This is a genomic window from Rhodococcus sp. 15-649-2-2 (assembly GCF_002258645.1).
Taxonomy (GTDB): domain Bacteria; phylum Actinomycetota; class Actinomycetes; order Mycobacteriales; family Mycobacteriaceae; genus Rhodococcoides.
On record NZ_NPFM01000030.1, the window covers coordinates 43,145 to 69,536 of the forward strand.

A 26,392-nucleotide genomic window follows, 5' to 3' on the forward strand; every position below is an offset into this window, starting at 1 on the left:
CGGTCTGAATTCTTTGCGGATTGCCGCAAAAGTTGCCGATCGGAAACCATGGAGAACGCACAAACGCCCGGCCGAAAAGATTCGGCCGGGCGTTTTGGGTGTGAAATTTATCGACTCACACGTCGTAGTACAGCGAGAACTCGTACGGGTGCGGACGCAGGTTCACCGGAGCGATTTCCTGCTCACGCTTGAGCGAGATCCAGGTCTCGATCAGGTCGGTCGTGAACACGCCACCCTCGGTGAGGTAGTCGTGATCGGCCTCGAGACGGTCGATGACCGCGTTGAGCGAGGTGGGTGCCTGAGGAATGTTCTTGGCTTCCTCGGGCGGCAACTCGTAGAGATCCTTGTCGACCGGAGCCATCGGCTCGATCTTGTTCTTGATTCCGTCCAGGCCCGCCATCATCTGAGCAGCGAAGTTCAGGTACGGGTTGCCCGAGGAGTCCGGCGCGCGGAACTCGAGGCGCTTGGCCTTCGGGTTGTTGCCGGTGATCGGGATGCGCACCGCCGCGGAGCGGTTGCGCTGGCTGTAGACCAGGTTGATGGGGGCTTCGTAGCCCGGCACCAAGCGGTGGTACGAGTTGATCGTCGGGTTGGTGAAGGCCAACAGCGACGGCGCGTGGTGCAGGATGCCGCCGATGTAGTGGCGTGCCAGATCCGACAGTCCGGCGTATCCGGCCTCGTCGTGGAAGAGGGGCTTTCCGTCCTTCCACAGCGACTGGTGCACGTGCATGCCCGAGCCATTGTCGCCGAAGAGCGGCTTCGGCATGAAGGTTGCCGACTTGCCGTTCTGCCATGCGGTGTTCTTGACGATGTACTTGAACAGCTGCAGATCGTCGGCCGCGCGGAGCAGCGTGTTGAACTTGTAGTTGATCTCCTGCTGCCCGCCGGTGCCGACCTCGTGGTGGGCACGCTCGAGCTCGAAGCCCGCGTTCTGCAGGTTGGTGGAGATCTGGTCGCGCAGGTCCACGTAGTGGTCGTACGGAGCGACGGGGAAGTAGCCACCCTTGAATCGAACCTTGTAGCCGAGGTTCGGGCTGCCGTCTGCCTCGGTCTCGGCTCCGGTGTTCCACCAACCCGAGGACGAGTCGACCTCGTAGAACGCGCCGTTGGCCTGCGAATCGAAGCGGACGGAATCGAAGATGTAGAACTCGGCCTCGGCACCGAAGTAAGCGGTGTCGGCGATGCCGGTGCTGGCCAAGTACTCCTCGGCCTTGCGAGCGACGTTGCGCGGATCGCGGCTGTATGCCTCACGCGTGAACGGATCGTGGACGAAGAAGTCGATGTTCAGCGTCTTGGCGTTGCGGAACGGGTCGACCTGAGCGGTGGCGTAGTCCGGAAGCAAGATCATGTCGGACTCGTGGATGGACTGGAAGCCGCGGACGGACGAGCCGTCGAACGCGAGACCGTCTTCCAGGGTATCCGCCGTGAACGCCTTCGCGGCGATCGAGAAGTGCTGCTGTGCACCCGGCAGATCCGTGAATCGGATGTCGACGTATTCGATTCCTTCATCTGCGATGAACTTGATGACCTCTTGGGCCGTGGAAAACGCCACGCTTTTGCTCCTTTGTTGAGTCCGTCGAACTGACGGTATGGACTTGGTGTTGCCCGCCCGTCAAGGTCGTGTTTCGCCCGTGTTACGCGTCCTGGTTCACGAGTGGCACGAACAACAGTACGTCCGCGTGTTTTCCCGTGTGTCCGGTCGCGCCTATCCTGGAAATCATGGCACGAATGACAGGGTCCTGGTTGTCCGGACCGGCGGCCGCGAACCCACGACAACCACAGAACTTTCGCGGCGAAGAACTGGGCCTGCCTCAGCAGGGGGTCGGCGCACTGGCAGGTGCAGGCCGCAGAATTCTGGCCCTGATTCTGGACTGGACCATGGCGACCGGCGTCGCGTCGCTGATACTCGGCGGTTACACCACGAGTGGGTTGATCTCGACGATCGTGCTTGCGGTGTGGTTCGCAGTTGGACTGGTGACCGTCTCGCTGTTCTCGTTCACCCCGGGGCAGTTCGTGGTCGGTATCCAGGTCGGTCGCATCGACGCCCATGCCCGAGTCGGCTTCGTCCGGGCGCTGGTTCGTCAGCTGATTCTGCTGTTCGTCGTGCCGGCCGTCATCACCGACATGGACGGACGCGGAATGCACGACCGCGCAACGGGAACAGCCCTGCTGCGGACCCGCTGAGGGCGCGCACCAGGGCTGCTGCTGTGGAGTGTCGATCGGGATCTAGCGGCGCTTCATGGTCCGCTGGACGCCCTTCATCTTGGCCCCGCCGGGAACGGGTCCCTTCGGCATTGCCGGGCCGCCCTTCGTGCCGAGCGCGGAGAGCCGTGACTCGATGGTGTCCATGCGCTTGCCGTCGATGTTCTTGGGCAACTTCGACAGATACTTCTGGAGACCCGACAGAGGAATCTGGTTCTCTTCGTTTCCGACGATGACGTCGTAGATGGGGGTGTCACCCACCAGGCGGGCGGTCTTCTTCTTCTCTTGTGCCAGCAGTGCTTTCACGCGCTGCGGTGCACCCTCGGCAACGAGGATGACCCCGGGCTTTCCGATCACCCGGTGCACGGCGTCGAGGTGAGTGGTGCCGGCGATCGCGTTGGTCACCCGCCACGAACCCTGCAGGTTGTCCAGGGCCCAAGCTGCAGCACCGGCCTGGCCGTCGGCCTTTTTGTACACCGACTTCTGCACCCGGCGACCGAAGATGATGAAGGCGACCAACACGCCGAGCAGCAAGCCGATGGGGAGCAAGAACCACTGGAAGCCGAAGGCGAGGCCGATGAGGAAGCCGACGAGCCCGAGCCCGACCACCGCCCCGATCATCAGCGGAAGGAGAGCCTTGTCGTCCTTGCGCTGCATCTGGAACGCCTGCCACAGCTGACTGCGGCGTTCCTTCGATGCCTTCTTGCGGGCCGCTTTCGCGGCTGCTTTTGCTTCCTTGCTGGGCTTCCCTGCTTTGCCAGCCTTACTGCCGTTCGCCATACCTCACAGGATACGTCCTGTGCCGACGCTCACGTGCACCCCTCCGGATTGGGAACGAGGATCAGCGAGCGGCCAGACGTGCCATCAACGAACTGGCCTCCTGTGAGGCTTCGCCGCCGTCGGTCAGATGGCTCATGCTCTCGGGCAGTTCGCGACCGTGGTGCGCCATGGCCTGCGCGTACAGGCGCCCGGCACGGTAGGACGAGCGGACCAACGGGCCAGCCAGCACACCGGCGAATCCGACCTCGGTGGCGTAGTCGGAGTGCTCGACGAACTCCTCCGGCTTCACCCACCGCTCGACGGGGTGGTGCCGCGGTGAAGGCCGCAGGTACTGGGTGATGGTCAGGATGTCGCAGCCCGCCTCGTGCAGGTCGCGAATCGCTTCCTGCACCTCTTCGGGCGTCTCGCCCATACCGAGGATGAGGTTGGACTTGGTGACCAAGCCGTCATCGCGCGCCGCAGTGATGACGTCCATCGACCGCTGGTATCGGAACGCAGGACGAATGCGCTTGAAGATGCGCGGCACGGTCTCGACGTTGTGGGCCAGCACCTCCGGTCGCGAGGAGAAGACCTCGGCCAGCTGATCGGGCTTGGCGTTGAAATCGGGGATGAGCAGCTCGACACCGGTGTTCGGGTTCAGCTTCTTGATGAAGCGCACCGTCTCGGCGTACAGCCATGCTCCGCCGTCCTCGAGATCGTCACGGGCGACGCCGGTGATCGTGGAGTAGCGCAGACCCATGGCCTGCACGGACTCCGCCACACGGCGCGGCTCGTCTCGATCGAGGTCGTCCGGCTTGCCGGTGTCGATCTGGCAGAAATCGCAACGGCGGGTGCATTGCTCACCGCCGATGAGGAAGGTCGCTTCGCGATCTTCCCAGCATTCGTAGATATTCGGGCAGCCGGCTTCCTCGCACACCGTGTGCAGACCCTCACGCTTCACAAGACCTTTGAGCTCGGTGTATTCCGGGCCCATCTTGGCTTTGGTCTTGATCCAGTTGGGTTTGCGTTCGATGGGGGTCTCCGCGTTTCGGATCTCGAGGCGGAGCAGCTTGCGTCCTTCTGGGGCCACAGTCACAGATTCGATGCTACGCGCCGAACCGAACGGTGGTGAACTGCGGGTTGAACGACGCGCCGACCGTCGCCGGATGCTCTATGTCGTGGTCCTGCACCGGCATCGAACCGTCGAGGGCAGCCAGTATCGCGGAGGTGACGGCGGCGATGACGTCATCGGTCGTCACGTCACGTCCGAGCTCGAGCGACAGTGACGTGACGCCCGCATCGGCGATACCGCACGGCACGATCGCATCGAACCCGGTCATGGCTGCATTGCAGTTGAGCGAGAAGCCGTGCAGTGTCACCCCGCGCTGGACTCGGACCCCGATCGCGGCGATCTTGCGCTCGGGAAGCCAGATGCCGTCGCGCATTTCGGCTGCAAGCCACACCCCTGAGCGGCCGTCGACGCGTCCGCACACGATGCCGTATCCGGATACGACGGAGATCAGCGCTTCTTCGATACGGCGCACGTACTTGACGACGTCGATGGGCTGCGCGAGCTTCACGATGGGATATCCGACCAATTGGCCAGGACCGTGCCAGGTGATCTTGCCGCCGCGGTCCACCTCGACGACGGGAGTGCCGTCCCGGGGCATGTCTTCCTCGGCGGTGCGCCGTCCCGCGGTGTAGACGGACGGATGCTCGAGCAGCAGCAGTGTGTCGGAGCCGACGCCGTCGGCCCGGGCACCCGCAAGATCGCGCTGCAGAGCCCATGCCTCGGTGTACTCGACGGTGCCCAACTGGCGCACCACGACAGGCTCGGTGCTCGCGCGTGCCGATGCTCGGACCGACGAAGAGTTCGCGTCACTCATGATTCGGAACGGTACGCCGCGTCAGCTACCCACAGCTACTCGCAGTGCCTCTCCCACGGTGTTGTGCTCGAACGAGTACCCCGCGTCCTCCAGAGCCTTCGGAATGGCGCGCGGACCGGTGAGAATGGCTTCCTCGGCGAATTCGCCGATCACGGCCTTGAGGGCGAAGCCGGGGACGACCCACGGGGCTGGGCGGTGCACCGCACGGGACATCGCACTGTTGAACTGCGCGTTCGTCACCGGGGTCGGACCCACCATGTTGACCGGTCCACGCAAGGAATTGCTCTCGATGCCGTGGACGATGGCACCGATCTCGTCCTCCAGAGAAATCCACGGGAAGTACTGACGTCCACTGCCGAGCCGCCCGCCGAGGGCGAACAAATACAGCGGACGAAGCTTGCCCAGCATTCCGCCGCGCTGCGACAGCACGACGCCGCTGCGCAGCATGATCGTGCGTACACCCGCATCGGACGCCGCAGACGTGGCGTTCTCCCAATCACGACACACCTCGGCCAGAAAACCCTCACCGACTTCAGCGGTCTCGTCGACCACTCGGTCGCCCGTGTCGCCGTAGAAGTTGACGCCGCTGGCGTTGATCAATGTCGGTACTCCCGCATCGGCGGCAGCGCCTGCGAGCACCTCGGTGGGAGCGATTCGACTGTCGCGCACCAACTGCTTGTAGGCACCGGACCATCTCTTGTCGCCGATTCCGACACCACACAGGTTGACGATCGCGTCGGCACCGTCGAGGGTGGCCGCGTCGATGCTCCCGCGCGACGGGTCCCACTGCGACTCGTCCGGGCCTGCCGGTGAACGCCGTACGAGGCGGGTGACGTCGTGGCTCCGACCCCGCAGTGCTGCGACCAGGGCTGTGCCGATCAATCCCGATGAACCTGCAATGACTACGCGCATATGAACGAAAGCCTCCTTGACGCAGTCCGGGGCATCATTCGCGAACGAATGATGCCCCGGATGCTCGGTTCGTGCCCCACTTGTCGAGACTCCGATGCGAATGTGTCGCGCTCCTACGAGAATACGTGAGGCGCGAAACTCGCCGGTTGTCTACAGGCCGAGATCGGCCTCGAACGACGCTACTTCGAGACGCTGCTTGATCGTCGTCAGGAAGCGCCCTGCGTCGGCTCCGTCCACCAACCGGTGGTCGTAGGTGAGCGGCAGGTAGCACATCGAGCGAACACCGATCGACTCGTTGCCCGAGTCGTCCTTGACGACCACGGGACGCTTGACGATCGCACCCGTACCCAGCATGGCCGCCTGCGGCGGAACCAGGATCGGGGTGTCGAACAGCGCACCCTGGCTGCCGATGTTGGTGATCGTGAACGTGCCACCGGACAGCTCGTCCGGCTTCAGCCCACCCGAACGTGCGCGGGTCGCGATGTCGTTGATCGCCCGAGCCAACCCGGCCAGCGACAGGTCACCGGCGTTGTGGATGACGGGGGAGAGCAGACCCTGCTCGGTGTCCACGGCAATGCCGAGGTGGACATCGGCGTGGTAGGTGATCTCCTTGGCGTCCTCGTTGATGCTCGCATTGACGTTGGGGTGCGCCTTGAGGGCCTCCACGACGGCCTTCGCGAAGAACGGCAGGTACGTCAGATTGACGCCCTCGTTCTCGGCGAACTTCGCCTTCGCCTTCGTCCGCAGACCGGCGATCTTGGTGACATCCACCTCGAAGGTCTGCGTGAGCTGAGCAGAGGTCTGCAGCGACTCGCGCGTCTTCTTCGCGGTGATCTGACGGATCCGGTTGATCTTCTGCGTGGTGCCACGCAGATGTGCGAGCTCCGGGCGAACACCGGCAGTAGCCGGCGCAGCAGGCTTGGCGGCAGCTGCGGTCGCAGCCTCGGCGGCCGGAGCTGCCGGAGCCTTCTTGGCCTCGGCAGCCGCGAGCACGTCCTGCTTGCGGATGCGTCCACCGACACCGGTGCCCTTGACCGTGGAGAGATCGACGTCGTTGTCCGACGCCAGCTTCCGGACGAGCGGTGTGACGTACGGGCTGGAATCACCCGACGGTGCCGACTCCTTGGCCGGAGCGGCCTTGGGAGCCTCCTGCTTCGGCTCGGGCTTGGGCTCGGCCTTCGGGGCTTCCTGCTTGGGAGCCTCCTTCTTCGGCTCTTCCTTCTTCGGCTCTTCGGCCTTCGGGGCCTCGGGCTCCGGGGTGGCCTCGGGCTCGGGAGCCTTCTCGGCGGGCGATCCGGATCCGATGACGGCGAGCTGGCCACCGACGGCAACCGTGTCGTCTTCCTCGGCGGAGATTTCGAGCAGAGTTCCGGCGACCGGAGACGGGATCTCGGTATCGACCTTGTCGGTGGAGACCTCGAGCAGCGGCTCGTCGACTGCAACCTCGTCGCCGACGGCCTTGAGCCATCGGGTCACGGTGCCCTCGGTGACGGACTCACCCAACTCGGGCATCGTCACGGGCGTACCGGATCCTGACGAGTCGGACGATGCACTCGCTGCGGGTGCCTCCTCCTCTGCCTGGGGCTCGGGCTCGGCTGCGGGAGTGGGCTCCTCGGCAGCTTCCTCGGGTGCCGATTCCTCGGCGGGGGCAGCGTCCTCGGCCGGTGCGTCGGACGAGGGGGCCTCGCCTGCGTCACCGATCTGGGCGAGCTCGCCACCGATCTCGACGGTGTCGTCTTCCTGAGCGACGATCTTGGTGAGAACACCGGCAGCAGGCGACGGGATCTCGGTATCGACCTTGTCCGTGGAGACTTCGAGCAATGGCTCGTCGACTTCGACGGTGTCGCCTTCTTGTTTGAGCCACCTCGTGACAGTTCCCTCGGTGACACTCTCACCGAGAGCTGGCATCTGGACGGAGAAGGCCATGTCTGTTGACTCCTCGACAGTTGTATGCGGGTGATGTAGTTCTTACGACTTGTGGTCGCAGACCATTGTGCTGGCGGAACAGGGTTCATGGACGAGAGTTGGGTGATTCGATTCGACGGAGGCACCGGTGCGATCGACACTCACCGAGCATGTTCGGCTCGATCCAGCGCCCACGTCGACACTCCCTCTCGGCAACTCACTTACTCACTTCACGAGCCTTGGTTCACTATCAAGAGAGCTGAACCCTCTACAGTCATCCTTCCATTGTTGTCGCCTCGCCGTTCCCCTAGGGCGCACAACACGCCTGGCAAACTGGCGGGTAACAACATTTCCGGCATCCGTGCCGGCGATCCATAGGCCGTACGAAAAGGATGTTCTCGTGGGATTGTTCGATCGACTCAAACGAAGCGGCGGGGCCGCCAAACGTGGCCCCGAAGGGTCGGTCGCCCAGTACCTGGCCGATTGGACCGCCGCGCGAATCGGTGTCGAGGCCTACGTCGAGCCCAAGACGACGGTGACCCCGCTGACCGTCGTACTGGTCGCGAACGACGGCGAATGGACCCGGCGGCCGCTGGATGAAAAATATGCACGAAAGATCGGACCCGACCTGAAGATCCCGGTGTACGACGTCCGCAAGACCGGGTATCCCCAGCGAATGCGCGACCACGACGCGCGCCAGAAGATCATCAAGAAGCGCGAACAGCAGCAGCGCGACGTGTGATCGAAGTCCGTGCGCGAGGACGTTGCTCCTCGCGCACGGACGGTCCGAATCAGCCGTTCTCGACTATGTCTTCGAGAACCGCGAACATGGTCCGCACGGGAACTCCGGTGCCGCCCTTGCCGGTGTAGCCGAAGGGGCCTCCGGTGTTGTAGGCCGGGCCCGCGACATCGATGTGTGCCCATTCGACGCCGTCGGCCACGAATTCCTTCAGGAACAGAGCTGCTGCCAGCATTCCTCCGGCCCGGCCGTTGGTGACGTTCGCCAGATCGGCCACCTTGGAGTCGAGTTCGCGTCGAATCTCCTTCGGAAGCGGCATGGCCCAGCCGTTCTCGCCGATGGCCTGGGAGATTTCGGCAACCCGGTCGCGGAAGTTGTCGGTACCCATCACGCCCGGCGTTCTGTTGCCGAGCGCTACGACCTGAGCCCCGGTGAGCGTTGCTGTGTCGATGAGGTAATCCGGATCGTCCTCGCAGGCACGCACTATCGCGTCGGCCAGCACCAGTCGACCTTCGGCGTCGGTGTTGATCACTTCGACGGTGATGCCGCCGTACTGCGTCAACACATCGCCGGGACGCTGCGCGGTGCCCGACGGCATGTTCTCGGCCATCGGCACCGTCGCGATGACATCGAGTGGCAGGCCGACCTTCGCGGCGAGGATCACCGTCGCGATGACCGCAGCCGCGCCGCCCATGTCCGAGGTCATGTTCTCCATGCCCGCAGCGGGTTTGATGGAGATGCCGCCGGTGTCGAACGTGATTCCCTTGCCCACCAGGGCAACCTTCTTGGTGCCACGCTTGCCGCCGGCGTGGGTCAGGCGAACCAATCGCGGCAACCGCGAGGATCCCTTACCGACTCCGTGAATGCCGCCGTAACCACCCTTTTCCAAGGCCTTGTCGTCGAGGATCTCGACTTTCAGTCCTGCTGCGGTGCCGAGCGATTTGGCTCGGTCCGCGAATTCCTCCGGATAGAGGTGGCTCGGTGGGGTGTTCACGAAATCACGTGCCACCGCCACGGATTCGGCAATGGCGACCGAGCGCGCCAGCTCGTTCTTGGCATCCTTCGAGCGAGAGTCGGCAACGAGCAATTCGACGCGGGCGAGGGGAAGACCGTCGGCCTTCGGTGCCGACAGTGCGGACTTGAATTCGGTGAACTGATACGCGCCGAGGAAGAACCCCTCTGCGGCCGCTCCGAGATCGAGTGCGGACAACGTCGTCGCGACCGTATCGACACCCTTGAGCGAGCGTGCCGCGGTACCGGCCGACTGACGAATGCGTTCGCTGTCGATGTCGGCAGCGTTGCCAAGGCCAACTGCCAGGACACTGGAGACGGGCAGTCCGGACGGAGCCGGTATCCGAACGAGCTCGTCGGCTTTGCCGGTGGCACCGACGGATTCGAAGGCGTCGAGGAGTTCGGAAGCAACGGCGTCATCCGAAATGTCGTCGGTGATGGCGAGCTCGAGGCCGTCGTCACTGGTACTCAGCGCGACGACGAGAACGTCGACTTTCTTGCCGAGCTTGCCCGCGAGGACCAGGTCGGGTCCGAGAGTGCGGGATAGCGTCGAAGGGGAAGGCACGTGGCTGCTCCTGTAGGGGTTGACGTGTAGGTACCTCGATCCTAATGACGATCGATGGCGCAGCGGACCGAGGGACGAACTCGGTCCGCAGGGCCCGCACGAGCCGTGATGTGAGCTAGCGTGACCGCCATGACCGACACCGACCTGATCGAGGGACCGCTGCACGCCGTACACACCGAATTGGGTGCGACATTCGCGCCTTTCGGCGGTTGGACCATGCCGGTGTCGTACGCCGGTGTGGTCGTCGAGCACACCGCGGTGCGGGAAACCGTAGGTCTGTTCGACGTCGGCCACCTGGGCAAAGCGTCGGTCACCGGACCCGGCGCTGCCGCCTTCGTCAACTCTGTTCTGACCAACGATCTCGGCCGCATCGAGCCGGGTAAAGCGCAGTACACCCTGTGCTGCACGGAATCCGGCGGGGTGGTCGACGACCTCATCGCGTATTACGTCTCCGACGGCGACGTCTTCCTGGTGCCGAACGCGGCCAACACGGCCGAGGTCGTCGCCGCGATGGCGGCGCAGGCACCCGACGGCGTGTCGGTGGTGAATCAGCACCGCGAGTTCGGAGTGCTGGCCGTGCAGGGGCCGAAAGCGGCCGAGGTGCTGCAGGAACTGGGCCTGCCGACCGACATGGACTACATGGCGTTCGAGGACGCAACCTGGAATTCGGTGGCAGTGCGGGTGTGCCGAACCGGTTACACCGGCGAGCACGGCTACGAACTCGTTCCACCGGCGGGCGATGTGGAACCGCTCTTCCGCGCACTGCTGGCCGCCGTGCGGTCTCGTGGGGGACAGGTGTGCGGGCTCGGAGCACGCGACACTCTGCGCACCGAGATGGGATACCCGCTGCACGGACACGAACTGTCACTGGACATTTCGCCCCTGCAAGCCCGGTGCGGTTGGGCGATCGGCTGGAAGAAGGACGCGTTCTGGGGCAAGGAGGCACTGACCGCGGAGAAGGCCGATGGGCCGGCGCGAACACTGCGCGGACTGAAAGCTCTCGACCGCGGCGTACTCCGCCCCGGTCTCACCGTGCGGGCGTCGGGTCAGGACATCGGGACGACGACCTCTGGAACTTTCTCACCGTCGCTCAAGGTGGGTATCGCCCTGGCCCTGCTCGACGCCGAGGCAGCTCCGGCGGTCGGTTCGGAGGTCGAGGTCGATGTTCGCGGGCGTGCGTTGCGCTGCGAAGTGGTCGCGCCACCGTTCGTCGCTGCCAAGACCAGGTGACCGCGCGAGAGCGGGTGACCTCCACGATAGGATCTCGGGCATGACAGGTGTTTCCGAATTCGCGTACGTGCAGCATCCCTCGCCCGCTACACCGGCGGAGCGCGACGCCGTGCTTGCCGCACCAGGATTCGGAAAGCACTTCACAGATCACATGGTGTACATCGACTACACCCGAGACCGTGGCTGGCACGACGCGACGATCGCTCCGTACGGCCCGATCGAGCTCGACCCGGCGGCGATGGTGCTGCATTACGGACAGGCCATCTTCGAGGGCCTCAAGATCTACCGTCAGCCGAACGGTGACCTCTCGACGTTCCGGGTGGAGTCCAACGCCGAGCGGTTCCGGTCCTCGGCTCGCCGGCTCGCGATGCCGGAACTCTCGGACGAGCTCTTCGTCGGATCGATCGAGAAGCTGCTCGAACTCGACCACGAGTGGGTGCCCGCGGCCGGCGGTGAGGACGCGTTGTACGTCCGTCCGTACATGTTCTCCACCGAAGCCGGCCTGGGCGTGCGCCCCGCCGACTCGTACCGGTACATGCTGATCGCCTCGCCCGCGGGCGCGTACTTCCCCAGGGGAGTCAAGCCGGTGAGCGTCTGGCTGTCCACCGAGTACGTCCGGGCGGCACCGGGCGGTACTGGAGCTGCGAAGTTCGCAGGCAACTATGCCGCGTCACTCCTCGCCCAGGCGCAGGCCAGCGACGAAGGATGCGATCAGGTGGTCTGGCTCGACGCCACCGAGCGCCGCTACGTCGAGGAGATGGGCGGGATGAACCTGTTCTTCGTCTTCGGCTCGGGCTCCGATGCGCGACTGGTGACGCCATCGCTGTCCGGATCGCTCCTCCCCGGCATCACGCGTGACTCGCTGCTGGCGCTGGCGACGGACGCCGGCATCCCCGTCGAAGAACGCCGAATCTCCACCGAGGAGTGGCGCAAGGGTGCCGACTCGGGCGAGATCACCGAGGTGTTCGCCTGTGGCACCGCAGCCGTCATCACCCCAGTGGGCAGCGTCAAGTCCACCGAGGGCGCATTCGAGATCGCAGGCGGCGAGCCCGGCGAGATCACGCTCGCACTGCGAGACACGCTCACCGGCATCCAGCGCGGCACGTTCGCCGATACCCACGGTTGGATGACCACACTCCGCTAGCTCCCGACGAGAATGCCGATCGCGGCCAGGGCGGTGGTGGTCTCGATTCCGGCCCCGAGCACGTCGCCGGAGAGACCGCCGAAGCGTCGGACGCAGTGCCGAGTCAGAACCACGGCAAGGGCGAGCACAACGACGACCACCAGAGGGCCGTGCCACGGGCGGTCGGGCCTGATGTATACGGACATGGCCGTTGCCACGCCTGTCCACAACGCCACGAGTGCGGTCGACTGAGTGCCTGCCACCAGCGCGCCGAAGCCGGTCGGTGCCGCCGCGTCGATCCCTCGGCGGCACGCGAGCACCACCGACACACGTCCGATGACCGAGACGAACACGATGGCCCACCACATGTGCAACTGAGCGAGCTGGCCCACGCTTGCAGCCTGTATCCCCAACACCAGAGCAAGCGCTGCCACTCCGAACGGGCCTGCGCTGCCGGACTTCATGACTTCTCTCGCGCGCTCGGGCGGGCCGTAGCAACCGAGTCCGTCTGCGGTGTCGGCCAGGCCGTCCAGGTGCATCCCCCTGGTCAGCAATGCAGCAGCCGCGACGCCGACCAGTCCGCTGAGCAGCGGCGACAGTCCGACGGTGATCGATGCCCACACCAGCGCCGCGCAGGTGCCGCCGAGAGCGAGACCGACGATCGGAGCACGAGCTATCGCCCGTCCGGCCGCGTGTCGATCGACGTTCTCGGGGCCGCGTACGGGCAGTACGGTCAGCCAGGAGAACGCGAGCAACAGTCCATCGGCTCGCCCGCGCACCGTCAGTGGTCTTCGGTAGTGCTGTCGGCTTCGTTGTCGCCGGTGCTGACACCGGAGTCGGCGAAAGTCGCCATCGAGTTCAACGTGCCGACGCCCGCACGAACCAGAGGCAGTGCCGCGAGGGCACCGGACCCTTCACCCAGTCTCATGGCCAGCTCGACGATCGGTTCGAGACGCAAATGACGCAACGCAAGTGTGTGAGCGGGCTCGGCCGAGCGGTGCCCGGCAACCCACCAGTCCCGTGCCCCGGCCGCGCCGTCCTCTGCCACCAACGCGGCCGCGGTCACCACGAGGCCGTCGAGAATCACCGGGGTGCGACGATGCGCGGCCTGTGCGAGAAATCCGGCCAGCGCCGCGAAGTCGGCACCGCCCGCTACCCGGAGCAGATCGGTCGGGTTCTTGGCGACCGGTCGCGCTCGACGCATGGCGTCCCGGATTGCGGCGGTCTTCCTGATCCACCCGGCGTCGTCGATTCCGGTGCCTCGGCCCACGGCCGCAACAGGTTCGGTGTCGGTAAGGATCGCGGTCAATACTGTTGCGGGAGTGGTGTTTCCGATACCCAGATCGCCCGCGATGAGCAGATCCGCCCCACCGTCGACCTCCTCGTCTGCGATGGCTGCTCCCGCGGCGAGCGCTGCTCGAACCTCGGCTTCGCTCAGTGCATCCTCGCGGTCGATCGATCCGCTGGAACGTCGTATCTTGAACGCCGACACCGACGAATCGGTCTCGGCGTCCACCGCGATATCGACCACCCGCACCGTGGCGCCGGCGATGTCGGCGAGCACATTGACTGCCGCCCCGCCGCCGCGAATGTTCTCGACCATCTGAGCTGTCACCTCCGGCGGGTACGCAGAAACTCCATGCGCTGCGATCCCGTGATCGCCGGCGAAGACGACGACGCGCACCCGATCGAGCGAGCGTGGAGGGCAGCTGTCCTGGCACGCCGCGATCCATTCACCGAGCTTCTCCAGGCGGCCGAGGCTGCCGGCGGGCTTGGTGAGTTCACGTTGGCGATCCTCGGCGGCCGAGCGAGCCGAATCGGACGGAGCGGTCACCGGACGAAACGGCGACGACGCCGAATCTTCTGCCGAAAGAGTTGTCACACTTCGCCTTTCGCGGTGATGAAGTCTGCCGGTGGTTCCTTGAGGGTCATCGCGAGTCCCGCGACGACCAGCAGAACCCTGTCACACACTGCGGCGAGTCGAGAGTTCAGCAGTCCGAGCTCGTCTCGGAAGAGGCGTCCGGAATGCGATTCGGGAACCACGGACAGACCTACCTCGGGACTGACCAGCACAAGGGTGGACGTGCAGTCCGCAACCGCCCCGACAAGATCGTCGACGGCCGGCGTGATCGTGCCGCGCGGTCGCTCCCACGCCCGAGCGTCGTCGAGCATCCCCGTCAGCCATGTTCCGAGGTCGTCGACCAGGGTGGTGCCGTCCCAGGGCTCCGAAATCGATGAGGCCAGCGCGGTCACCGTCTCGACGGTGGACCAATGCTGCGGTCTCGACGCCCGATGGAGGTCGATGCGACGCTGCCAATCATCGTCGGTGTGGTCGCGCCTACCGGTAGCGAGGTAGCGAACCGGCTCCGTGACGGCACACGACTCGGCGTGCGCGGACTTACCGGAGCGGGCACCACCGAGTACGAGGGTTCGAGTCGGTTCACCCACCGACGTCAGACAGCCGCGCCGGCGCTGACTCGCGGCTTGGGTGCGCGCATCTTGCGAATCTGGGACGCGCGGACGAATGCGTACCACCCGATCTTGAAGCCGCCGTCCGTGGTCTCGGGGAATCGGACTCGGATCTTGTTGTTGATCATCTTGCCGAGGTAGATGCCCTCGCCGACCATGAACAGCATCATCACGAACATGCCGAGAGTGACGTACTGCTGCACCGCAGGCTGCAGGAACAGTGCGAAGATCAGGATCAGTGCGAGCGGCATGAACAGTCCGACGAGATTGCGCCGCGCATCGACGATGTCGCGAACGTACGCGCGAACCGGACCCTTGTCGCGGGGGAGTAGGTACTTGTCGTCACCGGCCAGCATGCGCGCACGGCGCTCGGCTGCAGCGGCGCGGCGCTCGTTGGACGCGGCCTTGCGGTCTTCCTTGCTGCCCTTGTTCGCCTTGCGGCGCTCGCGAGCCTCTTTGCTCGTCAGGGGAGCCGGAGCGACCGGACCACGCCGACGGGACTCGGCGTCACGGCGCTTGGGTGTCGGCCGGCCCTTGCCGAGGGACACCGGAGATGCGGCCTCGTTCCCGGACGCAGTCGACTCGGATTCGTTCGAGTTCTGTTCGTCCGAATTGTCGGAGTTTCCACGGCGTAGCAGCTTCACGCATCCAGAGTATGGGATGACGTATCGATCTCGAACACCGGCCAGGTCAGCTAGCAGATCAGCAGATGCCGTTCGCATGGTGCGGCCCTAGACTTTCCACGATGCGAGTGATGATTGCGCCCGATTCCTTCGGAGACACCCTGACCGCCGCGGACGCGGCCCATGCAATCGCGAAGGGATGGGCGTCGGTTCGACAGCAGGACCAACTCGAGCTCGCCCCCCAATCCGACGGCGGGCCCGGATTCGTCGAGGTGCTGGCCTCGCGCATCGGCACTGTGCAGGTCGCCGACGTCGACGGACCGCTCGGCACCCCGGTTCGGGCCCGCTGGCTGCTCGACGGCCAAGCGGCATACATCGAATCAGCGCAGGCGTGCGGGCTGCATCTGCTCGACGGTCCGCCGAGCCCCCTGTCCGCACTGAAAGCCAGCAGTTACGGCGTCGGGCAACTGATCGATGCAGCGATCGGCAGCGGGGCTCGAACGATCTTCGTCGGGCTCGGCGGCAGCAGTTGCACCGACGGCGGCCGTGCGCTGATACGCGCGCTGGGCGGACTGGGATCGGCGGTCGCTCGATTGTCGGGGATCGACCTTGTCGCTGCATCGGATGTGGAAAATCCGCTGTTGGGCGAGTGGGGTGCGGCTCGGGTGTTCGGCCCGCAGAAGGGTGCCGACATCGAGACGGTCGAAAGACTCGAGGAGCTGAACACCGACTGGGCCGCAGTTCTGTCCGCAGCGGGTCACGACGTGGCGAAGCGGCCGGGTGCAGGAGCCGCGGGCGGCCTCGGTGCCGCCTTGTTCGCACTCGGCGGCACCCAGCAGTCGGGGGCCGTCGTGGTGGCCGAGCGAACCGGACAGCAAGAACTGCTCGAGACCGTCGATCTGGTGTTGACGGGTGAGGGAAAGTTCGATTCACAATCGCTGCGCGGCAAGCTGGTGACCAGAATCGCGGCCGCCGGTGGCGCGACCGGGGTGGAGACGATCGTGCTCGCGGGACAGGTCACGTTGACCGAGGACGACCTGGCCTCGGCCGGTATCGAGGCCGCACATTCGATCAGCGAGTTCGCGGGATCGGTGGAGTTGGCGATGTCCGATGCAGCCAACCAGCTCGAACTGCTGGCCGCACGTATCGCCGGCGAGGTTGCCGACTCTGCCGTGAATCCGAGGCGGCGAGCGTGAGGAATAGAGGCACCGAGAGTACGGTTGAGTAGTTCACGGGTTTTGTACGACTGATAGGGAGAGCCCATGACCGTTTCAAGCGAGACCACAACAACCGAAACCACGGCGCACAAGGTCACCATGACCGACACCGCGTCGGCCAAGGCCAAGGCGTTGCTGGATCAAGAAGGCCGCGACGACCTCGCGCTGCGCATCGCGGTGCAGCCGGGTGGTTGTGCAGGATTGCGTTACCAGCTCTTCTTCGACGATCGAAGCCTCGACGGAGACCTCGCGGTCGACTTCAACGGCGTCACCCTCGCAGTGGACCGGATGAGCGCCCCCTACGTCGAGGGTGCATCCATCGACTTCGTGGACACGATCGAGAAGCAGGGCTTCACGATCGACAACCCGAACGCCACGGGTTCGTGCGCGTGCGGCGACTCGTTCAACTGAGCTGACCCGTTTTCGACTGTGACCGATACACGCATGCGTGTATCGGTCACAGTCGTGTCTGCCTGTCAGCAAACCAGCACCTCCATTCGAAAGGCTCTCCTTCGTGACTCTCGCGGTATCCGGCTCGATAGCGACCGACCATCTGATGCGATTCTCCGGACGGTTCGCCGAGCAGATCGTCGCCGACCAGATCTCGAACATCTCGTTGAGCTTTCTGGTCGACGACCTGGTCATCCGCAAAGGAGGAGTAGGCGGCAACATCGCTTACGCGCTCGGGGTCCTCGGCGGCTCACCGCTGCTCGTGGGGGCTGTGGGACCGGACTTCGCCGAATACCGCGGCTGGCTCGAAGAACACGGCGTCGACTGCAGTGGCGTGAGCATCTCCGCAACCGCCCACACTGCGCGTTTCGTCTGCACCACGGACCAGGACATGGCCCAGATCGCATCGTTCTACCCCGGGGCCATGAGTGAGGCTCGCGATATTTCCATCGAAGCGCTGGCGACCCAGCACGACCTGGATCTGGTTCTGATCGGTGCCAACGACCCCGATGCGATGACAGCGCACACCGCCCAGTGCCGCGCTGCGGGCATCCCGTTCGCGGCCGACCCGTCTCAGCAGCTCGCTCGCCTCGATGCTGCACAGGCAATGGAGATGATCGACGGCGCCGCGTATCTGTTCACCAACGAGTACGAATGGGCTCTGCTCAAGCAGAAGACCGGCATGTCCGACGAAGACATCGCCGCGAAGGTGGATCTGCGTGTCACCACATTGGGCAAGCGCGGCGTGGACATCGTCACCAAGGACGGTGCGCATACCCACATCGGTGTCGTACCGGAAACCAGCAAGGTCGATCCGACCGGCGTCGGCGACGGCTTCCGCGCCGGTTTCCTCACCGCGCATCTGGCCGGAGCAAGCATCGAACGTGCAGCGCAACTCGGCTCGCTCGTCGCAGTTCTGGTTCTCGAAACCACCGGAACGCAGGAGTGGAGCCTGAACCGCGACGAAGCGATCAAGCGTCTGAGCGCGGCCTACGGCACCGAGGCAGGCGAGGAGATCGGCGGGCTGCTGCCGGCCTGAGATCGGCCTCCCTCAGCGGGATCAATGCGGCTTTGTTGCAATCTGAGCGACTGGAATCCACATTGATCCCGGGGGAGACGGGTGTACCGGTCAGATATTGACCGGGTATTCCGGTTCGGCGATCTGCGGCACGATGCGCTTCTCGACGAAGATGCCGTGCCACACCATGAAGATCAGCAGCGTCCACAGACGTCGGCTGTGATCGGATTTTCCGGCGCGATGGTCGTTGAGCATCGCGACTATGGCGGGCTTGTTCAGCAGGTGATCGGTCTGCGAATCGGCGATCTGCTGGTGCGCCCAGTCGAAGAGTTCCGTGCCGCGCAGCCAATGGCGCAGTGGCACAGGGAATCCCAGTTTGGCGCGATGCAGTACGTGACCGGGAACGATCCCCTCGAGCGCCTGGCGCAAGGCGTATTTGGTGGTGTCCTTGGTGATCTTCTGCTCGAGCGGCAGCTTCTCGGCGACCCTGTAGACCTCCGAGTCCAGGAACGGGACTCGGAGTTCGAGCGAATTCGCCATGGTGATCTTGTCGGCTTTGACCAGGATGTCGCCGCGCAACCACGTGAACAGGTCCAGGTGCTGCATGCGAGCCACCGGATCCCAGCCCTGCGACTGCGCGTAGATCGGCGCAGTGACGTCCTGGTGGGTCCATTCCGGTCGGAATTCGCGCAGTACGGACCGCAGTTGTGCGTCGTTGAAGCTGCGAGCGTTTCCGTAATACCGCTCTTCGAGAGTCATCGATCCACGGTTCAGCAGACTTTTTCCGCGGGTACCTTCCGGAATCCGCTCGCTCAACGACCCGGCAGCGCGTCTGAGGAATGCCGGAAGCGACTCGAACGGCTTCAGTGACAGCGGCTCACGATAGATTGTGTACCCGCCGAACAATTCGTCCGCGCCCTCGCCGGACAGCACGACCTTCACGTGCTTGCGCGCCTCCTTGGCGACGAAGTACAGCGGTACGAGGGCCGGATCCGCCACCGGGTCGTCCAGGTACCAGACGATCTCGGGGATGGATGCCGCGAACTCTTCCGGCCCGACGACCTTGACGATGTGGCGAGCACCGATGGCAGCCGCCGACTCCGCGGCGACGTCGACCTCGGAGTACCCATCACGCTCGAAACCGGTGGTGAAGGTGATCAGATCAGGATTGTGGCGGATTGCCAGCGCCGCGATGGCCGTCGAATCGATGCCGCCCGACAGGAAGGACCCGACTGTCACATCGGCGCGCATGTGCTTGGCGACCGAATCTTCGAGCGCCTCGGCGATCTCCTGGTAACGAGCCTTCTCGCTGCCGGGCGCGAAAGGTTGGACCGGAAACTTCGGCGTGAAGTATCGGGTGACCTTCGGCGCGGTACCGGGGGAGAGGGTGGCGTAGCAGCCGGATTCGAGCCGACGGATCCCCGCGTGGAGGGTCTCGGGCTCGGGGACGTACTGAAGCACGGTGTAGTGCTCGATGGCGCGCTGATCGAGATCGTCGTCGACCCCGACCAGGTCCATCAACTCGAGCACGCTCTTCTTCTCACTGCCGAATGCGGTGCCTCCCGGGCCGGTGGCCAGGAACAACGGCTTGATGCCGAAGGGATCGCGTGCAATGAACATCTGGCGGGTCTCGGTGTCCCAGACCGCGAACGCGAACATGCCCCGCAGTCGCTGCACTGCGGCAGGACCCCAGTAGTGGAATGCGGCGACGATCGATTCGCTGTCGCCCTCTGTGGCGAACTCTGCTCCATGATCATGCGCCAACTCCGCGCGCAACTCGAGGTAGTTGTAGATCTCGCCGTTGAAGACGAGTGCGTACCGGTTCGGCGACTCGGGCGGACCCCATCGCATCGGCTGATGCGAGTGTTCGATGTCGATGAACGACAACCGGTTGAAGCCGTAGACGACGTCGTCGTCGTGCCACGTGCCGCCGGGCTCGTCCGGGCCTCGGTGTCGCATGCAGTGGGTTGCCGAGCTCACCAGCTCGACTCCGGCGGCGGTCGTTCCGTGAGACGTGAGTACTCCGAGCAGTCCACACACAGCGTCTGCTACCTCTTCTCGCAGTTGGGGACAATGCAGCGGTCCGAGTCTCCGCGAGCGGCGTCAGCGGGACGGCAGATCAGGAACCGAGTATGCCGCAGACACGCGCGAGCGTAGGTAACGACCCAAGGATGGCTATCCGTCGGCTTTGGTCTACGCTGCGTAGTACTCGGGCATCTCCATGTGGAAGCCCTTATTCTTCAGTGGTGGGCAATCAGGAAGGCGTGAACGTGGCGCATAGTCGGATCCTTCGGCGAGCGGGGCTGACAGCATTTCTCGGTGTAGCCGCGTTGATGCTGTCGGGCTGTTCCATCAGCAGCGACAACGTACTCAATTTCGGTTTCGCCTCTGGCGTCACTCCTCAGGGGCGACGCATCGGCGACCTGTGGACCTGGTCGGTTATTGCCGCCTTGGTCATGGGCATCGTCGTGTGGGTCCTGATCTTCTGGGTGGTGCTCTTCCACCGTAAGAAGAAGAGCTCACCGGAGTTCCCCCGCCAGACGGCGTACAACGTTCCGCTCGAGCTGTTCTACACGGCCGTGCCGTTCGTCATCATCGCCGTCCTGTTCTACTTCACCGTCGTGGTGCAGAACTACGTCGACGAGAAGCAGGCCGACCCCGACGTGCAGGTCGACGTCACTGCGTACCAGTGGAACTGGAAGTTCGGCTACCGGACTATCGACCTCAAGGACGGTGCTGCCAAGTACGAGGGCACCGACGAAGAGCAGCAGGCCGCAGCGGAAGCCGCCGCTACTCCCGGCGAAGGTGCCGAGGGAAGCGAGGACGGCGAATTCGTTCCAGGAGCGATCCATGGAGCGATCCCGCAGGACCTGTCCTACCTGCACTACAACAAGATCGAAACGGTCGGATCCAGCGACGAGATCCCGGTACTGGTTCTCCCGACCGGTAAGCGCATCGAGTTCGTGCTCGCGTCCTCGGACGTCATCCACGGCTTCTGGGTACCGGAATTCCTGTTCAAGCGTGACGTTCTTCCTAACCCCGAGGAGAACCACTCCGACAACGTGTTCCAGATCAGCGAGATCGAACGCGAAGGATCGTTCGTCGGTCGGTGCACCGAAATGTGTGGCACCTTCCACTCGATGATGAACTTCGAGGTTCGCGCTGTGTCACCGGACAAGTTCGAGCAGTACATCGAGCTGCGCAAGCCGGTGTCCGAGGGCGGCGAAGCGCTCACCAATGCGCAGGCGCTCGACGCCATCGGTGAGAGCCCGCTCGCAACGAGTACCTCGCCGTTCGAGACCGATCGCACCGTCCGTACCGCCACTGTCGCCGAAGGCAACTGACCAAGGAAGCATGCTGATATGAAAATCGAAGCCAAGATCTTCGAGATCCTCACTGTCTTCTTCCTCCTGGTCGGCATCGTGTACGCGTTGTTCACGGGCCTGAGCCGCACCGGAGTGGAATGGGCCGGCGTCACCGCGATCTTCCTGTCGGTAGGTTTGACGTTGATCGTCGGTACGTACTTCCGGTTCGTCGCCCGACGCCTCGACACCCGCCCCGAAGACTTCGACGATGCCGAGGTCAGTGACGGCGCAGGCGATCTGGGCTTCTTCAGCCCCGGCAGCTTCTGGCCGATCGTGCTCGCCGGCGCTGCGTCCATCACGGCTCTCGGATTCGCTTTCTTCCAGCCGTGGCTCATCGCTGTGGGCGTCGTCTGCGTCATCGCAGCGGCCGCTGGTTTGGTGTTCGAGTACCACGTCGGAGCCGAGCGCCACTGATTGCCTTCGTCAGAAAAGGGCCCCGATCGTTCGCGAGAACGATCGGGGCCCTTTTTTGTACCCGTGTGAGTTCAAGAGCCTCCGCGACGGCACGTGTAGCGATGACGGCCCAAGAAAGGTGCGCGACGAGGGGTGGGGGGCGACCAGGAGTGGGCGTCCGTGACGTCAGGAGGCGTCGGCCTCGGAGTGTCTCGCTATCGAGTCCGAGGTCGAGTCCGCCAAGGCGTCCAACGAGATGCTCAGCGCCTCGCACAGGGCCGCGACGGTAAAGAATGCTGGAGTCGGTATGCGTCCGGTCTCGATCTTTCTGAGCGTCTCGACCGAGATGCCGGCGGCGTCGGCGACATCGGTCATGGTGCGGCTGCCTCGGTAACGACGCAGTGTTGCGCCGAGCCTGGCACCGCGAGCGAGTTCGCCGGGGGTGAGGGGGATTCGGACCATGTGCCGATAGTAATACCGGTGAGGCCGATCTGTTGCGACCCAGTGGTGCGCTCGCACTGAGACGGTCCGCCGACTGTTCGAGCTCGGCGTGTGGGGACGCCGGAGGCCGGGGGAGGGGAGAGGCACGAAGGTCCCTGTCCGTCGGTGTGGACGCTTCGTCTTGTCCAAGTGCAGTGGACGCAAAGAAGGGCGGCACCGTTGCCGGTGCCGCCCTTCTTTCGTGCTGTGTCAGATATCAGTGATCGCTGTCGCTGTCCTGACGACCCGACGTGATCGCCGCGTCTTCGTGCCCGTTGCCATTCGCGTGGCCGTTGCCGTTCCCGTTCGAGTGGCCGTTGCCATTTGCGTGGCCGTTGCCGTTCCCGTTCCCGTTCGAGTGGCCGTTCGAGCCGTTGCCGAGAATTCCCGCCTGGTAGTTGCGGAGCATCGCGAGCTGCTCGTGTTCGCCCTTGTGCAGTGCATCTTCGAGTGCCTTGCTCTGAGCCACAGGGTCCGGGGTGAACAACGATCCCGAGCCGGGCTTACCGGCCGAGCCGAGCTTGTTCATCTTCTTGGGTACCGGTGCGCCCTGGTAGTCGAGAGGAACCGGATGTCCGTGATCGTCGACCGGTCCGAGCGGCTGGTGGATTTCCACGTACTGGCCGTGCGGGAGGCGCTTGATGATTCCGGTTTCGATTCCGTGCTCGAGTACCGCCCGGTCGCTGCGCTGCAGACCGATGCAGAACCGGTAGGCAACGAAGTAGGCGATCGGAGGCAGGATCAGTACGCCGATTCGACCGATCCAGGTCATGGCGTTGAGCGAGATGTCGAACTTGTACGCGATCAGGTCGTTGACGCAGGAGAGCGTCAGGACGACGTAGAACGCGATGGACATCGCGCCGATGGCCGTGCGGACCGGCACATCGCGAGGACGCTGCAGCAGGTTGTGGTGTGCAGTGTCACCGGTGAGGCGCTTCTCGATCCACGGGTAGGCGATCATGACCGTGAATACGAGACCCATGATCACTGCCACCCAGAACACGGCCGGGATGGTGTAGCGACCGGCGATGTAGATGTCCCATGCGGGCCAGAGTCGAGCCAGGCCGTCGGTCCACATCATGTAGAAGTCGGGCTGCGAACCTGCCGAGACCTGCGACGGGTTGTACGGACCCAGATTCCAGATGGGGTTGACCTGAAGCAGACCACCCATTGCTGCGAGGACACCGAACGTCACGGCGAAGAATGCGCCGGACTTGACCGCGAAGACCGGGAGAATACGAACGCCGACGACGTTCTTCTCGGTACGTCCCGGTCCGGGGAACTGCGTGTGCTTCTGGTACCAGACCAGGGCGAGGTGAGCTGCGATCAACGCCAGGATGATTGCCGGCAGCAGCAGGACGTGAGCCACGTACAGGCGAGGAATGATGATGGTGCCCGGGAAGTCGCCGTCGAAGATCAGCCAGTGCATCCACGTTCCGACAATCGGGATGCTCATCGTGATGCCGGAGAAGGCGGCGCGAAGACCGGTGCCCGAGAGCAGGTCGTCGGGAAGGGAGTATCCGAAGAAGCCCTCGAACATCGCCAGGATCAGTAGCAGGCAGCCGATGACCCAGTTGGCCTCGCGGGGGCGACGGAACGCACCCGTGAAGAAGATGCGGGCCATGTGCACGATGATCGACGCGGCGAACATCAGTGCAGCCCAGTGGTGGATCTGTCGCATGAACAGACCACCGCGGACCTCGAACGATATGTCGAGGGCAGTGGCGTACGCACGAGACATCGTCACACCGTTGAGTGGGAGGTACGAACCGTCGTAGACGACCTCGCTGAGCGACGGATCGAAGAACAGGGTGAGGAAAACGCCGGAGATCAGCAGGATCACGAAGCTGTAGAGCGCGATCTCACCGAGCAGGAACGACCAGTGGGTGGGGAACACCTTGTTGATCTGACGGCGCAGTCCCGGCGCCAAGTGGTAACGACTGTCTACGTCGTCGGCCTGCTTGGCTGCGAGAGTTTGCAGTGAAGGACTCATGAATCACGCTCCGGTCGACGTTCCCAGAAGGCGGGGCCCAGTGCTTCGTGGAAATCGGCTTGTGCCACTAGGTATCCCTCCTCGTTGACTGTGATGGGAAGCTGGGGCAGCGCGCGCGCGGCCGGTCCGAAGATCGGCTTGGCGTACTCGAGCGCGTTGAACTGCGACTGATGGCAAGGGCAGAGAATGCGGTTTGTCTGCTGCTCGAACAACGATGTCGGGCAACCCAAGTGCGTGCAGATCTTGGAGTAGGCGTAGTAGTCGCCGTAGTTGTAGCTTTCCTGGCCCTTGCGCTTGACGACCGTGCTCGCATCGTCGGGACGCAGGCGGATGAGCATGACGGCGTTGCGAATTCCGCGTAGAGACACGAGGAGTTCGTGCTCGCTCTCGCGGTCCGATTCGCGGAACGGGAATACAGTCTCCATGGCACCAGCGTCCAAGTCCTCGGGCCGAACGAGAACGACATCTTCCGGTCGCCCGGTGTCTCGTCGGAGGTAGATGGTCTCTCCATCGTAGCGAGGAGTCCAACCGGATACCCACAACGGAGAATCTTCGCCCTTGGCCCAAGGGTTCTTGATCAGGCCGCCGAGCGGGAGAAGTGCCATGATGCCGAGTGCGCCACCGCCGAAGAACAGGGAACGCTTGATCACCTTGCGGCGACCGATGGTCGACGTGTCGAGAGAGTCGCCCAGTTCGGCCACCAACGTCTTGCGGTCCGTCTCCGACGAACTTCCGTCGTGGCGATCCTGGATGGAGACCTCTTCGGGAATGAACTTCTTGGTGAACTGCACCGCACCGACGCCGACGGCGAGGATTGCCAGACCCATCGTGCCGCCGATCAACGGCGTGTACAGCGAGTAGAGGTGGTAGTTCTCGTCGCCGATTCCGGCGTACTGCCAGGGCCAGAACAGGTAGACACCGATGAACGCGACGGCCGAAAGACCGGCGATGGCGAACCAGATCGCCACACTGCGCTCAGCGCGCTTCTCTGCCCGGGTGCCCTCGACAGCCCAGCGGTTTCTGCGGAAAGCGACGTCGACGCCGTCGAGGTTGGTACCGAGCTCGACCAACTGGTCGCGGCTCAGTGAAGCCAGTTCCTCGTCGGTGTACTTCTTGTCGGCATCCACACCACTGGTGTTTGCCGCGTCCTTGCGGCCGGAATCGCCGTCGCTCATGACCTAGCTCCGATCCACAGTGTTGCGCCGACGACTGCGGCGATTCCGACAACCCAGAGTGCAACCATCTCGGTACCGGGACCGAAGCCCGCGAGACCCCAACCGCCCGCGGCCTTGGTTTCCTGAGCCGACTTGACGTACGCGATGATGTCCGACTTCTCCTCGATCGTCAGCTGACGGTCGGAGAACTTGGGCATGTTCTGGGGGCCGGTGACCATCGCGGTGTAGATCTCCTGCTCGTTCGCAGGACCGAGGTCGGGTGCGAACTTGCCTGAGGACAAGGCACCGCCCTGGCCGGTGAAGTTGTGGCAGGACGCACAGTTCAACCGGAACAGCTCACTGCCACGTGCGATGTCGTCGCCGCGCAGAGATTCCTGGGCAACCTCGCCGTTGTCGTCGAGGATGACCGTGGGTCCGCCGCCGTTGGCCTGAATGTAGGCACCGAGGGCGTCGATCTGCTTGTCGTCGAACTTCGGTGGCTTGCGGAGTGCCTGCGCCTCGTTACGCACAGCAGGCATACGGCCACTGGACACCTGGAAGTAGACAGCCGCTTCGCCGACGCCGATGAGGCTCGGTCCGCGATCCTGAACGCCCTGCAGGTTGGCACCGTGGCACGTCACGCACGACGTGTCGTACAGCTGCTTGCCTTCGCGAATGAGCGCAGCCGAGTCGGTGTCGGCGGTAGCGACCTGCGGAGTCGGTGTGAGGGCCGAAGCGAGGAAACCCGCGCTCAGAAGGCCCATCATCAGAACGAGAGCACCTGTGATGCGTCGGCGCGTCTTACGCTGCCGTCGCGTCTTGGCGGCGGCCTTGTCGACGGATGCTGCTGGGGGAGATGTACTCATCTTCTATCCCTTGTCGTGTCGGGACGGACCGA

The 26,392-nt window shown here is 64.2% G+C and carries 25 protein-coding genes; 9 read left to right on the forward strand and 16 right to left on the reverse strand.

Features of this window, described 5'->3' with window-relative positions; translation table 11 throughout:
* Positions 1-115: 115 nt before the first annotated feature.
* The gene (gene glnA / locus CH305_RS19785) at positions 116-1,552 is read right to left on the reverse strand and encodes a type I glutamate--ammonia ligase (protein WP_032368128.1); all 1,437 of its coding nucleotides are present in this window, start codon (positions 1,550-1,552) and stop codon (positions 116-118) included.
* A 167-nt stretch (positions 1,553-1,719) separates the two neighbouring features.
* Between glnA and CH305_RS19790 the strand changes: the two genes are divergently transcribed.
* Positions 1,720-2,184, forward strand: a complete 465-nt coding sequence (locus CH305_RS19790; RefSeq protein WP_032403913.1) for an RDD family protein — start codon at positions 1,720-1,722, stop codon at positions 2,182-2,184.
* Between the two features lie 42 nt (positions 2,185-2,226).
* Here the strand turns inward: CH305_RS19790 and CH305_RS19795 are convergent, their stop codons facing one another.
* The 5 genes from CH305_RS19795 to sucB form a co-directional block, all read right to left on the reverse strand.
* Complete coding sequence (locus tag CH305_RS19795) at positions 2,227-2,982, reverse strand: DUF4191 domain-containing protein (protein ID WP_032403914.1); 756 nt, start codon at positions 2,980-2,982, stop codon at positions 2,227-2,229.
* 61 nt (positions 2,983-3,043) lie between these two features.
* On the reverse strand, positions 3,044-4,057 hold the full coding sequence (lipA, locus tag CH305_RS19800) for a lipoyl synthase (protein ID WP_170944795.1): 1,014 nt from the start codon (positions 4,055-4,057) through the stop codon (positions 3,044-3,046).
* 10 nt (positions 4,058-4,067) lie between these two features.
* Positions 4,068-4,847 carry a lipoyl(octanoyl) transferase LipB gene (gene lipB / locus CH305_RS19805; protein WP_094704692.1) on the reverse strand — a complete coding sequence of 260 codons (780 nt, stop codon included), beginning with the start codon at positions 4,845-4,847 and terminating at the stop codon, positions 4,068-4,070.
* Positions 4,848-4,868: 21 nt separating this feature from the next.
* Positions 4,869-5,759: a TIGR01777 family oxidoreductase gene (locus tag CH305_RS19810; protein WP_037150907.1), complete on the reverse strand. Its 891-nt coding sequence runs from the start codon at positions 5,757-5,759 to the stop codon at positions 4,869-4,871.
* Positions 5,760-5,909: 150 nt separating this feature from the next.
* Positions 5,910-7,685, reverse strand: coding sequence for a 2-oxoglutarate dehydrogenase, E2 component, dihydrolipoamide succinyltransferase (gene sucB / locus CH305_RS19815; RefSeq protein WP_094704693.1), 1,776 nt, complete (start codon positions 7,683-7,685; stop codon positions 5,910-5,912).
* A 379-nt stretch (positions 7,686-8,064) separates the two neighbouring features.
* Between sucB and CH305_RS19820 the strand changes: the two genes are divergently transcribed.
* The gene (locus CH305_RS19820; protein WP_032379085.1) at positions 8,065-8,406 is read left to right on the forward strand and encodes a hypothetical protein; all 342 of its coding nucleotides are present in this window, start codon (positions 8,065-8,067) and stop codon (positions 8,404-8,406) included.
* 49 nt (positions 8,407-8,455) lie between these two features.
* Here CH305_RS19820 and CH305_RS19825 read toward each other — a convergent pair whose 3' ends face one another.
* On the reverse strand, positions 8,456-9,979 hold the full coding sequence (locus CH305_RS19825) for a leucyl aminopeptidase (RefSeq protein WP_037150903.1): 1,524 nt from the start codon (positions 9,977-9,979) through the stop codon (positions 8,456-8,458).
* 129 nt (positions 9,980-10,108) lie between these two features.
* Between CH305_RS19825 and gcvT the strand changes: the two genes are divergently transcribed.
* Together gcvT and CH305_RS19835 are read left to right on the forward strand one after the other, a co-directional pair.
* Positions 10,109-11,209, forward strand: a complete 1,101-nt coding sequence (gene gcvT / locus CH305_RS19830) for a glycine cleavage system aminomethyltransferase GcvT (protein WP_094704791.1) — start codon at positions 10,109-10,111, stop codon at positions 11,207-11,209.
* Between the two features lie 40 nt (positions 11,210-11,249).
* On the forward strand, positions 11,250-12,353 hold the full coding sequence (locus CH305_RS19835) for a branched-chain amino acid aminotransferase (protein ID WP_032403920.1): 1,104 nt from the start codon (positions 11,250-11,252) through the stop codon (positions 12,351-12,353).
* Here CH305_RS19835 and CH305_RS19840 read toward each other — a convergent pair.
* The 4 genes from CH305_RS19840 to CH305_RS19855 are packed head-to-tail and all read right to left on the reverse strand — an operon-like array spanning position 12,350 to position 15,445.
* The gene (locus tag CH305_RS19840) at positions 12,350-13,111 is read right to left on the reverse strand and encodes an adenosylcobinamide-GDP ribazoletransferase (protein ID WP_094704694.1); all 762 of its coding nucleotides are present in this window, start codon (positions 13,109-13,111) and stop codon (positions 12,350-12,352) included. The genes CH305_RS19835 and CH305_RS19840 overlap by 4 nt on opposite strands.
* Positions 13,112-13,113: 2 nt before the next feature.
* On the reverse strand, positions 13,114-14,214 hold the full coding sequence (cobT, locus tag CH305_RS19845; protein ID WP_094704695.1) for a nicotinate-nucleotide--dimethylbenzimidazole phosphoribosyltransferase: 1,101 nt from the start codon (positions 14,212-14,214) through the stop codon (positions 13,114-13,116).
* On the reverse strand, positions 14,211-14,780 hold the full coding sequence (cobU, locus tag CH305_RS19850) for a bifunctional adenosylcobinamide kinase/adenosylcobinamide-phosphate guanylyltransferase (protein ID WP_094704696.1): 570 nt from the start codon (positions 14,778-14,780) through the stop codon (positions 14,211-14,213). The genes cobT and cobU overlap by 4 nt, the downstream gene beginning before the upstream one ends.
* A gap of 5 nt (positions 14,781-14,785) precedes the next feature.
* Positions 14,786-15,445, reverse strand: a complete 660-nt coding sequence (locus CH305_RS19855; protein ID WP_032379080.1) for a DUF3043 domain-containing protein — start codon at positions 15,443-15,445, stop codon at positions 14,786-14,788.
* 101 nt (positions 15,446-15,546) lie between these two features.
* Here CH305_RS19855 and CH305_RS19860 point away from each other — a divergent pair, with 101 nt between their 5' ends.
* The 3 genes from CH305_RS19860 to CH305_RS19870 all read left to right on the forward strand — a co-directional run bounded on the left by CH305_RS19860 (position 15,547) and on the right by CH305_RS19870 (position 18,130).
* Positions 15,547-16,620, forward strand: coding sequence for a glycerate kinase (locus tag CH305_RS19860; RefSeq protein WP_094704697.1), 1,074 nt, complete (start codon positions 15,547-15,549; stop codon positions 16,618-16,620).
* A gap of 66 nt (positions 16,621-16,686) precedes the next feature.
* On the forward strand, positions 16,687-17,052 hold the full coding sequence (locus CH305_RS19865; RefSeq protein WP_032403924.1) for an iron-sulfur cluster assembly accessory protein: 366 nt from the start codon (positions 16,687-16,689) through the stop codon (positions 17,050-17,052).
* A 103-nt stretch (positions 17,053-17,155) separates the two neighbouring features.
* Positions 17,156-18,130: a carbohydrate kinase family protein gene (locus tag CH305_RS19870; RefSeq protein ID WP_094704698.1), complete on the forward strand. Its 975-nt coding sequence runs from the start codon at positions 17,156-17,158 to the stop codon at positions 18,128-18,130.
* Positions 18,131-18,220: 90 nt separating this feature from the next.
* Here CH305_RS19870 and asnB read toward each other — a convergent pair whose 3' ends face one another.
* A complete protein-coding gene (gene asnB, locus CH305_RS19875; protein WP_094704699.1) occupies positions 18,221-20,149 on the reverse strand; it encodes an asparagine synthase (glutamine-hydrolyzing) in 1,929 nt (642 codons plus the stop codon).
* A gap of 224 nt (positions 20,150-20,373) precedes the next feature.
* On the opposite strand from asnB, the gene CH305_RS19880 reads away from it, so the two are divergent.
* The gene (locus tag CH305_RS19880; RefSeq protein WP_032379552.1) at positions 20,374-21,453 is read left to right on the forward strand and encodes a cytochrome c oxidase subunit II; all 1,080 of its coding nucleotides are present in this window, start codon (positions 20,374-20,376) and stop codon (positions 21,451-21,453) included.
* 18 nt (positions 21,454-21,471) lie between these two features.
* Complete coding sequence (locus tag CH305_RS19885; protein WP_032379075.1) at positions 21,472-21,888, forward strand: cytochrome c oxidase subunit 4; 417 nt, start codon at positions 21,472-21,474, stop codon at positions 21,886-21,888.
* A 165-nt stretch (positions 21,889-22,053) separates the two neighbouring features.
* On the opposite strand, the gene CH305_RS19890 is transcribed toward CH305_RS19885, so the two are convergent.
* From CH305_RS19890 to CH305_RS19905, 4 genes are all read right to left on the reverse strand, one after another.
* Positions 22,054-22,329, reverse strand: coding sequence for a helix-turn-helix domain-containing protein (locus CH305_RS19890; RefSeq protein ID WP_032379074.1), 276 nt, complete (start codon positions 22,327-22,329; stop codon positions 22,054-22,056).
* Between the two features lie 235 nt (positions 22,330-22,564).
* Positions 22,565-24,340 carry a cytochrome bc complex cytochrome b subunit gene (locus CH305_RS19895; protein ID WP_037150888.1) on the reverse strand — a complete coding sequence of 592 codons (1,776 nt, stop codon included), beginning with the start codon at positions 24,338-24,340 and terminating at the stop codon, positions 22,565-22,567.
* Positions 24,337-25,515: a ubiquinol-cytochrome c reductase iron-sulfur subunit gene (locus CH305_RS19900; RefSeq protein ID WP_052065861.1), complete on the reverse strand. Its 1,179-nt coding sequence runs from the start codon at positions 25,513-25,515 to the stop codon at positions 24,337-24,339. The genes CH305_RS19895 and CH305_RS19900 overlap by 4 nt, the downstream gene beginning before the upstream one ends.
* Complete coding sequence (locus tag CH305_RS19905) at positions 25,512-26,360, reverse strand: c-type cytochrome (RefSeq protein WP_052058424.1); 849 nt, start codon at positions 26,358-26,360, stop codon at positions 25,512-25,514. Before CH305_RS19905 ends, CH305_RS19900 begins: the two co-directional genes overlap by 4 nt.
* Between the last annotated feature and the right edge of the window lie 32 nt (positions 26,361-26,392).